9 protein-coding genes are annotated in these 14,614 nt (G+C 45.7%); 7 read left to right on the forward strand and 2 right to left on the reverse strand.

Annotated features, from left to right (window positions below; translation table 11 throughout):
* Nucleotides 1-4 precede the first annotated feature (4 nt).
* The gene (locus MNQ98_RS28490; protein ID WP_241931189.1) at nucleotides 5-1,597 is read right to left on the reverse strand and encodes an extracellular solute-binding protein; all 1,593 of its coding nucleotides are present in this window, start codon (nucleotides 1,595-1,597) and stop codon (nucleotides 5-7) included.
* 383 nt (nucleotides 1,598-1,980) lie between these two features.
* Between MNQ98_RS28490 and MNQ98_RS28495 the strand changes: the two genes are divergently transcribed.
* Nucleotides 1,981-3,075: a GntR family transcriptional regulator gene (locus tag MNQ98_RS28495; RefSeq protein WP_241931190.1), complete on the forward strand. Its 1,095-nt coding sequence runs from the start codon at nucleotides 1,981-1,983 to the stop codon at nucleotides 3,073-3,075.
* A gap of 270 nt (nucleotides 3,076-3,345) precedes the next feature.
* Nucleotides 3,346-5,538: a GH92 family glycosyl hydrolase gene (locus tag MNQ98_RS28500; protein WP_241931191.1), complete on the forward strand. Its 2,193-nt coding sequence runs from the start codon at nucleotides 3,346-3,348 to the stop codon at nucleotides 5,536-5,538.
* A gap of 137 nt (nucleotides 5,539-5,675) precedes the next feature.
* Here MNQ98_RS28500 and MNQ98_RS28505 read toward each other — a convergent pair whose 3' ends face one another.
* Nucleotides 5,676-6,362 carry an FHA domain-containing protein gene (locus MNQ98_RS28505; RefSeq protein WP_241931192.1) on the reverse strand — a complete coding sequence of 229 codons (687 nt, stop codon included), beginning with the start codon at nucleotides 6,360-6,362 and terminating at the stop codon, nucleotides 5,676-5,678.
* Nucleotides 6,363-6,517: 155 nt separating this feature from the next.
* Here MNQ98_RS28505 and MNQ98_RS28510 point away from each other — a divergent pair, with 155 nt between their 5' ends.
* The 5 genes from MNQ98_RS28510 to MNQ98_RS28530 all read left to right on the forward strand — a co-directional run bounded on the left by MNQ98_RS28510 (nucleotide 6,518) and on the right by MNQ98_RS28530 (nucleotide 14,604).
* Entirely contained in the window at nucleotides 6,518-7,510 is a 993-nt protein-coding gene (locus MNQ98_RS28510) for a glycerophosphodiester phosphodiesterase family protein (RefSeq protein ID WP_481856802.1), read from the forward strand.
* A 561-nt stretch (nucleotides 7,511-8,071) separates the two neighbouring features.
* Nucleotides 8,072-9,544 carry a polysaccharide deacetylase family protein gene (locus tag MNQ98_RS28515; RefSeq protein WP_241931194.1) on the forward strand — a complete coding sequence of 491 codons (1,473 nt, stop codon included), beginning with the start codon at nucleotides 8,072-8,074 and terminating at the stop codon, nucleotides 9,542-9,544.
* Between the two features lie 2 nt (nucleotides 9,545-9,546).
* Nucleotides 9,547-10,881 (forward strand): nucleotide sugar dehydrogenase, encoded by a 1,335-nt coding sequence (locus MNQ98_RS28520; RefSeq protein WP_241931195.1) that lies wholly within the window; start codon nucleotides 9,547-9,549, stop codon nucleotides 10,879-10,881.
* A 24-nt stretch (nucleotides 10,882-10,905) separates the two neighbouring features.
* Nucleotides 10,906-12,768, forward strand: coding sequence for a glycosyltransferase (locus MNQ98_RS28525; RefSeq protein ID WP_241931196.1), 1,863 nt, complete (start codon nucleotides 10,906-10,908; stop codon nucleotides 12,766-12,768).
* A gap of 39 nt (nucleotides 12,769-12,807) precedes the next feature.
* Nucleotides 12,808-14,604 (forward strand): polysaccharide deacetylase family protein, encoded by a 1,797-nt coding sequence (locus tag MNQ98_RS28530; protein ID WP_241931197.1) that lies wholly within the window; start codon nucleotides 12,808-12,810, stop codon nucleotides 14,602-14,604.
* Nucleotides 14,605-14,614: the final 10 nt, after the last annotated feature.

Raw genomic sequence — 14,614 nt, forward strand, 5'->3', positions numbered from 1 at the left:
TCGTTTAGCTCTCTTTATAACGTTTGTATTGCGTTTGCTTGATTTCCAAGTATTTATCCGAACCCATTTTTTTCAACTGCGCAATGTAGTTATCCCACTCTTTGTCGATATCCTTGGTGCCTGTAACAAACTCAACACGCATCTGTCCGACAAAGTTACCTACGTCTGCAAGAATAGAGGAGGATTCATTCGCTTCCTCGATGGTTGCCGGCAGGTCTGGTAGCATTACACTTGGCAATGTCTCTTCCGTCAAATCCGTGTAGACCATTGCTTCTTTTTTGCCTGCAGCCGCTCTAACTTCCGGAGAAAGCTCTATGTATGGGAAATACCCGCCATACACGTTATCTACATGCTGGAATGCTCCGAGCCCAATACCATCTTTGTAGTTCAAGATCTCATCGATGTAGACCATCTTGCCGTCTTCCATATTGTAGGTAACGCCTTCTTTACCGAGATAGCCAAACACGCTGCCTTCTTCACTGTAGAAATAGTCAACCCATTTCAGAATAGCTCCTGGGTCCTTCGCATCCTTCGTGACGACAAGACTGGATGCGCCCGCAACCTGGGAATCGGTCAGGGAAGCGGTATCTCCGTTAGGACCAGCAAGAACGTTAATTGCGACAAAATCATCCTTTACGCTCTCGCCGACATAATCCGGTGCCGCCCAGTTCCAAGCGCCGACCGTATCTTTTGCAGCGTCAGCAGTCCATTTGTCATAGTCAACACCGCTGAAGGCCTGCTTGTTGATAGCCCCGTTTTTGTACATCCGGTTCTCGTACTTCAGAAGCTCTTTATACCCGTCGGCTGTAATCGTAAGCTGAATCTCATCGTTATCATCAACATAGATAAAGTTACCTAACGCCTTGCGGCCGCCGTTGCCAATGCCAAAGGAACCCATCATCATCTGCTCGAAGGTCCAGCCAAGCGAACCACTTGGCATATACCAGCCCTGCTCATCGTTCTGGCCATTGCCGTTTGGATCCTTCGTAACGAATGCCATCAAAGCCTCTTCCAGCTCGGCAGTGGTCTTAGGAACCTCCATGCCGAGGTTGTCCAGCCACTTCTTGTTGATCCACAAACGGATCGTTCGGTTACCTTCCGGATATGGGTCGAGATAAGGAGTTGCATAGATGTGACCATCCGCACTGGTTAACCCTTTTCTTACATCTTCGTTCTCCTCGAGATACTTCTGCAGATTCGGCGCATGCTCCTTGATCAAATCCTCCAGCGGCAAGAACAGACCTTGCTTACCGTATTTCAGCAATTCTCCATTGTTCCAGTCCACTTGATAGAACGCATCAGGCAGATCACCTCTGGTCAAAATGACGTTTTTCTTCTCGCCGATATCCGTGAGCTCTTCCCAGTTCACTTTAATTCCGGACATCTTCTCGTATTCTTTCCACATCCACAAATCGCTTGATGCAGGCCGCAGGTTGTTCCAGCTTGGTCTTAAGAGCGAAATTTCTGTCGTTTTCGTGCTCGCATCACCAGAATCCGGTTTCTTCGCTTCCTCTGATTTACCACCACAGGCTGTAACAAGCAGGGACGATGCCAGCAACATTGATATTACAACTTTCCCCTTTTTCGAAGTAAACACTCAACCAACCCCCATATTTGATATATCATGTTCAATCACAAACTGATTATATGATATACTATCGTATTTGTCTAGCGCTTACATTTCTATTTTTTGGTGATGTAAGCGATTGTCCTTGAAATCTTTCGCACATATATATACTATGAGATTAAGACCTTTCTCAGGGTTTGAAACCTAAGAATTGAACTGCAAGTGAAAGCTATCATGGAGAAGCATTATTGAATAATCCCATGGTATCACGGTTATTGATGCCCTTTAGCGGATGTGTTTTGATGACTCTCTAAAAGTTCAATGTAACAACGATTTAGCTTTCAAAAAATATTCACAATACTTTGACATATCCATAATTAAATGATATATCAAATTTAGCAAGGGGACTGTACATGGGGAACATTCCACTATATCAACATATCGTCATTGCCTTAAAAACGAAGATTGAATCTGGTGAACTAAAGATCGGTGACAAACTTCCAACAGAAGCCGAAATCTCCAAAGAATACAACGTGAGTCGAATTACATCCAAGAGAGCACTCACCGAACTGGAGAATGCCAATCTGATCTATCGCGTACAGGGTAAGGGCAGCTTTGTCAATTCCGTGCTTCCGGCCAATCGTTCTTTGGATAAAGCCAGCAAAGAGATTTTGCTTATCCTGCCGTTCACTCATAATCCGGGTCTTGGCGATTACGAAAAGGGAATCAATGAATACCTTGCGGGAACGGAATACACCCTTAATATCCAGTCCAACACGATTGTCGGACAAGGGAAACTGCTGCAGGCTGCTCTTCAAAGTTCGAATTCGGGCATCATTTTTTATCCCGTGAGCAGCATTACGGACCTCGGCATTTTGTACCAATGTCATTTATCCCGATTCCCTTTTATAACGATGGATAAAGGTGTTGAAGGCATTCCGTTTCTGTCCGTTGTGTCGGATAACTTTGATGGTGCTTACCAGGCAACCAAGCATCTAATCGAGAACAACCACAAAAAAATAGCCTTTATCTCCTCGCTAAAGGTGGAATATTCCTCTTCTATACGCGAACGATACTTAGGCTATTTAAAAGCGCTGTTTGATTATGATCTGATTGATCACAGCGTGAATGACGTAACTGAACGTTATTTAAAGCATGATGATGACAACGGGCGAGAGTATTATATCCGCTTCATTCAAACGATCTTGGAGCAAGGAATCACAGGAATAGTCACTGAGAATGATATTATCGCCATAGAGATTATTCAAATCGCCAAGGAGCTGGGTCTGTCTGTACCCGACGATTTCTCTATTGTGGGATTTGATAATATCCATCTCGCAAGCTTTGTAGAGCCCAAGCTGACTACCATTTCACAAGACTTTGGCACAATGGGATATCTGGCTGCACAAAGCCTAATACAGCTCATTGAGAAGCCTCACGAACAATCAATGGAAACCGTCGTTGTTCCGGTCAAGCTCATCGAACGACAGACCGTGAGGAGATTGTAATACCTAATTAGTACGTGTTCAAAAAGTCAGATTTTCAGCACCGAAGCATATGCTTCCGATGTGCGTTTTTTCAAAACGCTTGAGTTGGATGAAGCTAGGGACCGAGGAGCGGAGCGTAGGCAGAATCTACGTGAGCATGCTTTCGAAGTTTGGAAACATTTTAGCTGAATTCAAGATTCGACGTCGATTTCGCTTACTGATTCACTTCGTGATCAAAAGATGATTTTTGAACAACCTCTATCACTTTCATTACTAAAGGAGACGCTTAGCATGCTGCATTATATCGATACTAGACAAGGCTCCAACAACAAACATTCGTATTCGAACGGCAATACGCTGCCGTACACTTCGGTACCTTTCGGTATGAATCACTTTGTTGTTCAAACCAACGATCAGGGAAGCTGGTTCTTCAATCCGAATGACCGTGTTTTTCAAGGAATACGCTTGACACACCAGCCGAGTCCTTGGATGGGAGACTTCGCCCATTTCCTGATGACGCCGGTTGCCGATGACAAGATCAGAGGGTCAATCTTCTCCTGTCAAAGCTCCTATCGTCCGGAAGAAGCCATCTTCAAACCACATTATGTTCGCGTAAAGCAGCAGCGTTACAACATAACGACTGAACTCGTTCCGTCCTGTTACGGTGCATCGCTTCGAATTAAATACAACTCCAGTCAACAAGCAGGTCTTGTTCTGAACGCTAAAGGGAAAAGCTCGCTGCAATGGGATGCAGCAAGCCGTAAAGTCTCAGGCTTTATTAGCAATTTCTCCGGCTGTCAGGACGAGAATTTTGGCATCTATATAGTTATGACATTCAACAAGGACATCGATCCGTCCACTTCTGGCTTTTACAATGCCAAAGAACAACTAGAGAACGTTGCAGTGCTGGAAGGAACCGATCAGCATGCTGTCATTCGCTTTACGGATTGCGAGAAGGATACGCTAGAGGTCAAACTTGCCACCTCCTTTATTAGCCTCGAGCAGGCGGAGCTCAACTACCAGCGAGAGATTGCAACCTCTTTTGAAGATATGAAAGAAGAAGCAGCTAACGCTTGGAATCACTATTTAAACAAGATCAAAGTGACACATCACAATGAAGAATATTTAAAAACCTTCTACACATGCTTGTACCGCATGTTCCTGTTCCCTCAGAAGTTCTATGAGCTGGATGGTAATATGGAGCCGATTCATTACGATACAACGGCCAAAGCCGTTAAGAAGGGCATTCTGTACACCAATAACGGATTCTGGGACACATACAAAACGGTGTACCCGCTCTATTCCATTATCGCGCCTCAGGAGTACAAGGAAATGCTGGAGGGCTATCTGAATTCGTACCGAGAAGCCGGCTTCTTGCCAAAATGGCTGTCTCCGGATGAGCGCGGTCTGATGCCCGGTACACTGATTGATGCCGTTATTGCTGACGCAGCCGTAAAAGGCATTGCCGATCCTCTGCTGCCAGAACTGCTTGAAGCGATGCTGAAGGCAGCAACAACACAGAGCGAAATGAACATTTACGGTCGCCAGGGCACTCTGGATTATTTGAAATACGGTTATGTTCCAAGCAACTATCACGAAAGCGTCAACCATACGCTCGATTATGCTTACAGCGATTACTGTATCAGCCGAGTAGCGGATGTATTAGGGAACACCGAATTGGCTGATCGATACAGACAAAGCGCGCTGAACTACCGCAACATTTTTGATTCCGAAACCGGGTTTATGCGGGCCAAGGACCAGAATGGACAATTCCGTCCGGACTTCAACGATACGAGTTGGGGGCTTGATTATGCCGAAGGTAGTGCGTGGCAGACCAGCTTTGCGGTATTCCAAGATTTCGAAGGATTGATTGAAGGTTATGGATCGAAGGAACGATTCTTTAACAAAATAACCGAATTGTGCAACAAAGCTCCGGACTTTGATGTGAAGGGTTACGGCTTTGAAATTCATGAAATGAGTGAAATGGCGGCGATCGATTTCGGACAGGTGGCGATTTCCAATCAGCCGAGCTTCCATATTCCATATCTGTTCAACTATGTCGGACAGCCGGCTTCGTCCCAGGTTGTGATCAAGCAGATTTTGACGAACCTGTTCAACAGCGGCTTTGACGGATTCCCAGGTGATGAGGATAACGGAAGTATGGCCGGATGGTATGTATTCAGCTCCATGGGCTTCTATCCGGTATGTCCGGGAAGCGGTGAATATGTACTCGGTATTCCGCTATTCGACAGCGTAACGATTGAACTGCCAAACGGCAAACAAATGCAGGTTCATACCGACAACAATAATCCTCAGTCCAATTTCGTAGCGAATGTTACGCTGGACGGCGAAGACTACACCAAGCTGTACATTAAGCATGAGGATATAATGGATGGCAAAACACTGGATTTCCGCCTTGGGCTGGCTCCTAGCTTCCGCCAATATGAACAAGACGAGATTCCATTCTCGATTTCCAAAAAATAACGATTAATCATATATACACTCCATCTAACAAGAAAAAAGGGACATCCCGTGCAAGCCAGATTTACTGGCCTCGGGGTGTCCCTCTTCTATGGGGTATCTTCTCTTGGATTTCATCAAGGCCCGTATATAGCCGGCAACTAATCTTCGGAATGCAGTATGTATCCTTTCCCCCGGATACTTTCAATAGACAAAATATGACGCGTTTTCTTCCTTACCCGGTAGATTAGAGCGTTTAGCTCCTCCGCGCTCACGTCCGGAATCTCTCCTATGCTGTAACTTCGTTCAGGCCATACCTCCAGCTTTAGCTGTTCCTTAGACACGAACTGCCCTTTATGCTGAATCAGCAATTCAATGCATTTGTACTCTTTTTCTGAAAAAGCGTACACGTCTTCTCCAACAACAAGCTCCTGTTTATACGGGTCCAGTTTAACCCCGCCGGGTGCCTCAACAACCGCCATTTGTTTCATCAGCGGCGTAATGTCCATCGTTTCATCCATGCTGAGGATGGAGAACGACAAAACAATCAAATCACCCGCCAGCGCAACCGAATCCGCATGTTGAAGGGGTCTTTCCCCGTTCGGCGCCAGCCGTTCCTGATTCACGAAAGTTCCATGCTTACTGTTCAAATCTTTAATGAAGAATCGCCCGTTTTTATACAATAGAGCTGCGTGTTTCCGGGACACAAACACATTATCAAAGGAAATATCGGGATCCCACTGCTTTCCCTTTCTGCCCAAAATCAACACCTTGCTTGTCAGCGGAATGATATCCCCCCGCTCGTAAGGGTTACCCCTTTCCACCATCAAAAAGGAGGATTTATCCATAAATTCCCCTCCCGTACATTATCATTATTCCGCTATTATCAGATCGCTATCATGCAATTGTTATGGTTCAGCTATTGAGTGAGCTCTCCATATGGATAAGATTAAATAAGAGGGTCTTTATTACTGTTCATTTTAAACAGATTGTGGAGGATCGGATAGTGAAAAACAAAAAAAGATGGAAGAAAATTATACCGTTTATTCTCGTACTGTTCATATTCATATTTTTAAATAATACTTCACTTCTTACCAAAGAACGCACGGTTAAACCTTTGATTCTTGCACACCGTGGTCTCGGCCAAACGTTTCCAATGGAGGGCATTGAAGCGGACACCTGCACAGCCTCACGTATTTACGAGCCGGAGCATCCCTATTTGGAAAATACAATTCCGTCCATGGAAGCCGCCTTTGACGCGGGAGCGGACCTGGTTGAGCTGGATATCAAACCGACAAAGGACGGTCAGTTTGCCGTATTTCATGATTGGACCTTAGGGTGCCGTACGAACGTACAAGGCATGGTCATGGATTATACCATGGAAGAGCTGAAAAACATAGATATCGGTTATGGATACACGGCTGACAAAGGAGCTACTTATCCGTTTCGGGGTAAAGGAATGGGTCTTATGCCTTCCTTGAGCGAGGTTCTATCTACATTCCCGGACAGCTCTTTCCTGATCCATATCAAGAGCAGCGATGCAAAAGAAGGGGCTCAACTGGCGGAGTATCTTCAAAATCTGCCAGAGGAGCATTTGAGCAAGCTTACGGTGTATGGTGATGATGCACCCATTAGTACCTTGAAAGCCCAGCTTCCTTCTCTTCGGGTCATGTCCAAGGCTACCCTGAAGAGCTGCCTCGTTTCCTATACAGGCGCTAGCTGGACGGGATATATACCCTCGGTATGCCGCAACACCCAGTTACATATTCCTGAAAAATATGCCCGTTACTTATGGGGATGGCCGGATAAATTTTTGAACCGTATGGATAGCGTAAATACGCGAGTAATTGTGGTGGCCGGTAACGGCGGATGGTCGGAAGGGTTTGATTCAGAGCAGGACCTGGAAAGACTGCCCGCTGATTATAGCGGCGGCCTATGGACAAATCGCGTTGATTTGATCGCTCCGGCACTGAAACTGGGCGATTTGAAACCATGAGGGAATATTTGGAATATGAATAGTAATCTCGTTGAGTACAACTTCCTTACGAGTCTGAATCAACTCTAGTAAAGCTGTGCCTTCTGTCTCGACTGACAGTATAGGGTACAGCTTCTTTATATAAAGTTATTGAAGTTTGTATCCCATGAATAGAAATTTTTCCCCATTCCTATTTTAGAAATAAACAGGTAGAGTTATATAGATGCGGTTCTGCTAACAACGAAAAGCGGATGCCCGCCCGGCATCCGCGATAATTAACTTTGTGACAGACCCGTCCCTGCGTATCCTATAAGGTTTAATTACCCCTTACAGATTAATCCACATTACAGATTCCACACTCTTTTTTATACATCTAAAGGTAACATTAACATAAATTAGATTTTTTACAAGTCAATTTAACCGAAAAGGATCTTTAGAATTATTCACTACATAAACACGCAGGACCCAAAGAGATTGGAGGCGATGATAAGAAGTATTTAAGTCCTTTCTATGAAAACAGTTAGCGTGCATATTTGCGCAAAAAAAATGACTTGTACGAAACTTCCGAAAAGGAGCAGTCATATGCGGTTATTTCATACAACAACATCAACTAATCATTTATTTACCAAAGTCATTATGTTTCTGACGGCGGTGGCACTACTGGCCGGGTGCGACATATTCGGCGGAAAGGAGGATTCCTTAGGTGCCGATAGGATAACAAACGAGAAGGTTCAGAAGATCACTCGGTATGAAGGAAAGATGAGTCGAGCGATTCCGTATGTGTATACGGCAAAGAAAGAATTGTCCCTGACCTTTAACGGAATGGGTGATCAAGAAACGATGAAGCGTCTTTTGGACGAATTGGATGCGCATCAGATTAAGGCAACGTTCTTTCTTCCTGGGATGAGAGTGGCGGAAGAGCCGGACATCGCCAACGAAATTTTATCCAGAGGCCATGAAATTGAGAACAACACGTTGAACCGGTTGGATATGAGCAAGCTCAGCTATGAGCAAATGGTTAAGGAGATCCAACTGGCTAATGAAGTGATAAAGAAGGAAACGGGAGTTGCTCCGCGGTACGTCCGAACCAAGACCGGTGATTATAATGACGACGTTCGTCTTGCAGCCGCCCAACTAGGCATGGACGCTGTCGTCAGCTATAACATTAACCCGAAGGATTGGGACATGAAGGATGCTGAAGTTATCGGCGAATATGTGGAACGATACATATCGAGAGGCGGCATTATTTCCTTGAATACGGATATCAATCCTGAGGTTATTTCTTCTATTGCGCATATAGCCAAGGCAGCGACTGATATAGGCTACAAACTTATACCGCTTAAAGATTTAGTGGCGAACGGCGGAGAACGCAAGCCGCTGGAGCAAATACCCGGATATGATGCAGCAAAAATGAACCTTGAAGACAAGGATGCAAAATACGAGCTTGTCTACCAAGCCGACACAAATAAAAAGCAAATCGCTTTAACATTCGACGATTGGGGCAGCGACAAGACCGTAACGAAAATATTGGATATATTAGCAGAGCATGATGTGCCGGCAACGTTCTTCCTGCGCGCGCAGGGTGTGGAGAACAACCCGAACCTGGCAAGGGCGATGATCGAGGGCGGGCACGATGTGGCCAATCATTCATACACCCACCCGGTCATTACGACGCTAACGCCAGAGCAGTTGCAACAGGATCTCGTGAAAGCCCACCAAGTGATAACGGAAGCGATTCAAGAGCAACCGACGATGCTGTTTAGACCGCCTACCGGGGAAATCGATGACCAAGCAGGAAGAACGATTGCCGCTGCTGGCTACCCGGTTATCGCCATGTATGACGTAACGACACTGGATTGGGATGTTAACAATAGCGCTGCTGATATAGTTAACGGCATTATGCGGAAAACGCAAGACGGAAGCATTATCCTACTCCATATGCTGGATAACATCCATACAATTGAGGCCCTACCGGTTGTCCTTGAAAGCTTAAGGAGCAAAGGATTCTCCTTTGTGAAAATGTCAGACATGATGGATCTGAAAGGAAGACAATAGAGATGGAAGCAATAAGAACAGAATACAGATTGTATGAAGCAATCGTCGAACGGCAGAAACCTATCGCCGTAGTCGGACTCGGCTATGTGGGCTTGCCTCTAGCTGTCGCTTTCTCGAAAAAAGCAGATGTTATCGGTTTCGATGTCCATGCACAGAAGGTTGAAGGTTACCGGAACGGCATCGATGCAACCGGCGATGTCGGCGATGATGTCATTCGGAATTGCACGGTTGATTTTGCTTCCGACGCAGAGAGGCTGAATGGAGCATCCTTCTTCATAGTCGCGGTCCCCACTCCGATTCAAAGCGGCAATGTTCCGGACCTAGGCTATGTCCAGAGCGCCAGCCGACTTGTCGGGAAGAAGCTTGCGAAAGGCGCTATTGTCGTATATGAATCGACGGTCTACCCGGGAGTTACGGAAGAAATCTGTATTCCTATTTTGGAAGAAGAGTCAGGGTTGCAATGTGGAGTGGATTTCAAGGTCGGGTATTCCCCAGAACGGATTAATCCGGGAGACAAGGTCCACCGGCTCGAAAATATCGTCAAAATCGTATCCGGCATTGACGAGGAAACGGTTGAAACAATAGCTAACGTATACGAATTGATCATTGAAGCAGGCGTATACAGGGCAGAAAGCATCAAGGTTGCTGAGGCGGCCAAAGTGATTGAAAATGCCCAGCGAGACATTAATATCGCGTTTATGAACGAGCTGTCGATGCTGTTCAACCATATGGGAATTGAGACACAGGCGGTGCTGAAGGCGGCAGGAACGAAATGGAATTTTTTAAATTTCACACCTGGCCTGGTAGGTGGACATTGCATAGGCATCGATCCGTACTATTTAACTTACAAAGCTGAGGATAACGGTTATCATTCCAAAATCATTCTTGCCGGACGGCATATTAACGATGGCATGGGTACATATATCGCTCAGCAAATCATTAAATTACTCGTTCGCACGAAACAGGATCTCACAAACGCAAGAATCGGATTGCTAGGCTTAACCTACAAAGAGAATACACCGGATATTCGTAACTCGAAAGTGATTGATATTATTGCAGAGCTCAAGGAGTATGGGATTACTCCGTATGTGGTCGACCCATTCGCGGACGATAGACAAGTCTATGAGGAGTTAGGCATAGAACTTTCCGTCATGTCCGATCTCACCGATTTGAACGCTGTTGTCGTCGCGGTGCCGCATAGTCCGTTTGTGGAAATGGGAATTTCCGATTTTGAGAAGTTGTATAGCAAAGGTAATGCGAAAATGATGATCGATATTAAAGGGATATATCCCAAGTCAGACTTTGAAAATAACGGATTTTATTACTGGAGCTTGTAATAAACAGATTGGAGCAGCACAGTGATGAGAAAAAAGAAAGAAAAGATTGTCGAGGTAATGACAGTTCCTAAAGCGGATCGACGTACATTGCCCAATGTGCCGGATCCCGAACATATTCGTGTTACGACCGATCGCAGAGGGAATAAAGATGCGGCAGACGGCGGCGAAAGGGTAGCAACTGACTCCTTTACCAACATGCAAACACTTGGCTTGCGCTATATGGCTAGTTTTAACGTTTGGATTACAGCGAAGGGGGCAAAAAAGAAGTCCGGCGTTCAAGCGCGTGCTGCGGATATTTCCACCACCGGCCTATTAGTGGAGCTTGATTGTGACGCTGAACGGTTCAAAGTCGGAGATACGGTCACGATGCGATTCCATATACCTCCGGGAACGATGCCCGAAGGCTTCGAATCAGCGGTTAAACTCGACGCCGCCGTAGTCCGTTTATTTACGCAAGAGCAAGATGGTCAAGAAAAGCTAATGATGGCTTTTGAATTTGAGAAGCCGCTTACGGACTATTTCCAGAAAAAGCGGTGGGGTTACTCCGTCTACACAGCAAGCGGTCTGTTATTTGCAACGGTTGCTATTATTGTTCTCATGCGTATGGAAAGCTTCATCTATTTCAAATACAATATCGTCTTGTATTTATACAGCTTAGCTGCAGCTGGGTTCTTGTTGACGCGCTATTTGTTCGGAGCGTTCTATAGGGATGTGCCTGTCAATCCTGACTACACGCCAGGTGTGTCCATTATAATTCCATGCTTCAACGAGGAAGAATGGATTCATCGAACGATACTAAGCTGCGTGAATCAGGACTATCCGATCGATAAGCTTGAAGTCATCGTTGTCGATGATCGATCGACTGACAATTCCGTGGAGCAAATTAACAGAGTCATCGAGTTGATCCATAACGAGGCAGAACGCTATTCAACCCAAGAACGGGTGAAGATGTACGTATTGCCGGAAAATGGTGGCAAGCGGGTCGCCCTGGTAAAAGGCGTGGAGATGGCGAAACATGATTTGGTCGTATTCGTAGATTCGGACAGCTTCCTGGAGCCAACGGCGATCAAGCAGCTTGTACAGCCTTTTCAAGATCCCAAGATGGGCGGCGTCGCTGGACGTACGGATGTGGAGAACAAATATACAAATTCCATTACGAAGCTGCAGACTGTCCGTTACTACATTGCCTTCCGTATTATTAAAGCCGCTGAATCCTGGTTTGACAGTGTAACCTGTCTGTCGGGACCCTTGTCCTGCTACCGTAAGGAATTGATTATCCAGCACCGCGATGCGTGGTTGAACCAGAAGTTCCTCGGACAGCCAGCTACCTTCGGTGATGACCGGAGCATGACCAACTTTATATTGAAGACCCATCGTACAGGGTATCAGGATAAGGCGATCTGCTCGACGATCGTTCCTTCGGATATGAGCGTATTCTTGAAACAGCAGATGCGGTGGAAGCGCTCATGGTTGCGGGAATCGCTCAGGGCCGGGGGCTTCATATGGAGGAAGGAACCTTTTATGGCGCTGTTCTTCTATATTGGCCTTATCGTGCCCATCGCCGCGCCTGTAGTCGTACTGTACAATCTGGTGTACGTTCCGATCGTTCATCATATTTTCCCGGGCACATTCTTGATGGGGCTGCTGCTGATGGCGATGCTCATGAGTCTTGCCCATCTACTGTTTCGCAAGAGCAAATTATGGGTGTTCGGGTTTGTATTCTGTATTTTCTATGAGTTCGTATTGCTATGGCAGATGCCTGTCGCATGGGTGACCTTCTGGAAATCGACTTGGGGTACGCGTGAAACTCCTCAGGATATCGAAGCCAGAATGAAAAAAGAATCGAAGAAACAAAAAAATAAAAAGCGAATCGGGTTGCGGTTATAGCGCAATCATCAGCAGATTCATAGAGTGAGGATCGCAGAAATGATGAAAGGAAAAAATAATTCTGCCCTTGATTATCGCAAGAAGAATCGAAAAAAGCTTGTGAAAACAGTCGTGCAAGCTATTATTCTGCTGGCTGTAGGCATGTTGCTCGTTAAGACGGTGTTTGTTATAGAGCAATACGACGAACCGAATAAGGCGCAATGGTCGAATAATAATGGCTTTATCGCCTTGTCTTATTTCGGCGTGGATCGCTCCGGCACGCCCAAACTGGTTGCTAAGAAGCAGCTAGATCAGCAACTGAAAGCACTGCAAGATCAGGGATATGTGACGATATCGCAACAAGATATTCTCGATTTCTATCAGAAAGGGGCACCGCTGCCGGATAAAGCACTCTTTCTGTCGTTTGAGGATGGACGCAACGACTCCAGCTTATTTGCCCAGCCGCTCCTTGAGAAATACAATTATAAGGCAACCTTTCTCTCCTATGCCAACAAGATGGGTAACAGCGATCATAAATTTTTGCAGCCCAAAGATATGCTGAAAATGAGGAAAAACGGCTATTGGGAGCTGGGTAGCAATGGCTATCGGCTTAGCTATATCAACATCTTTGATGACCAAGGCCGTTATATCGGAGTAAAGGACGAGAACGAATTAACTAATAAAGAGCACGTGGAGTACTATAATCATTACTTGATGGATTTCATTCGGGACGAGAACATGATTCCGGTGGAAGACAGGGCCAAGATGGAGGCGCGCATCAATGGGGATTATAAGTCGATGGCGGACATCTATAGCGACAGGCTCGGATTTGTACCAAATGTGTATATGATTATGCATGCGAACGCCCTTCATGATGGGATGAATCCGCTCGTTGCGGATGTGAATAACAAGAACATCGAGCAGCTGTTTAAGATGCATTTTAGCCAGGAAGGTAATGCTTACAACTCTAGTGAAGACAGTCTGTATCACCTGTCAAGAGTCCAGCCGGCGCCTTATTGGTACACAAATCATCTGTTAATGAAAATTCAGAAGGATACCGGACAAAAAATGAAGTTCGTGCGCGGTGATGAGCAGCGTGCTGACAATTGGAATCGAATGAGTGGTGCGGCGGAGTTCATAGATAACCACATCGTTCTCACTTCTCCTCCCGGAGGATCGGGCATGTTATATTTGAAAGAGAGCGAGCGGCTGCAGGACATTCAATTTACGGCCAAGGTTGCAGGTAATGTAGTAGGAAAGCAGACGATATATGTTCGCTATGATCAGCAGAAAGAGTCGTTCATCCGGGTTATGATTGAGAACAACAGGCTCATTGTCGAGCAGAAGCAGCCCGGCCGTGCTGTTGAGTCCCTATTTACTCAGCAATTGAATGATGTTAAGTGGGAGTCGAAAGATCTCGCCTTCAACAAGGCTACCGTCTACACGAAGGAGCAGACAGCGGCTGGCGCGAAAAATGATGAAAAGGAGTACCCCGTTAACATTCAACATACGAGAAATATTGACATCCGGGTTCAAGGGGATCAATTGAATGTAACCATAGATAAGGAGATTCTGCTGAACGATCAGACGATCTCCGGTGCTGTCAACGGCGGCGGGGTAGCGCTCGGATCAGAATATAGCAAGCAGAACAAGAAAGACGATATATACGATGGCGTGTTCGACGATGTTCAGGTCGTATCGTTAGAGAAGTTGAAGAAAGAGGACAGCAATAATTCGCTTGACTCCGTTGAATCAGTTACGGTGTACAACAATCAGTTTATCGGTATTCAAAAAGTGGTCAACAGCATTGAAAGAGCCATCTCCGATTCCATTGATTGGGCGATCGATACCTTCTAAATTATTACCA

This window comes from Paenibacillus sp. N3/727 (assembly GCF_022637315.1).
Taxonomy (GTDB): Bacteria; Bacillota; Bacilli; order Paenibacillales; family Paenibacillaceae; genus Paenibacillus_AQ; species Paenibacillus_AQ uliginis.

Excerpts from the sequence above, each read along its gene's own strand:
- MNQ98_RS28495 (WP_241931190.1), top strand. The coding sequence starts at position 1,981 with ATGGGGAACATTCCACTATATCAACATATCGTCATTGCCTTAAAAACG.
- MNQ98_RS28500 (WP_241931191.1), top strand. The coding sequence starts at position 3,346 with ATGCTGCATTATATCGATACTAGACAAGGCTCCAACAACAAACATTCG.
- MNQ98_RS28505 (WP_241931192.1), bottom strand. The coding sequence starts at position 6,362 with ATGGATAAATCCTCCTTTTTGATGGTGGAAAGGGGTAACCCTTACGAG.
- MNQ98_RS28515 (WP_241931194.1), top strand. The coding sequence starts at position 8,072 with ATGCGGTTATTTCATACAACAACATCAACTAATCATTTATTTACCAAA.
- MNQ98_RS28520 (WP_241931195.1), top strand. The coding sequence starts at position 9,547 with ATGGAAGCAATAAGAACAGAATACAGATTGTATGAAGCAATCGTCGAA.
- MNQ98_RS28525 (WP_241931196.1), top strand. The coding sequence starts at position 10,906 with ATGAGAAAAAAGAAAGAAAAGATTGTCGAGGTAATGACAGTTCCTAAA.
- MNQ98_RS28530 (WP_241931197.1), top strand. The coding sequence starts at position 12,808 with ATGATGAAAGGAAAAAATAATTCTGCCCTTGATTATCGCAAGAAGAAT.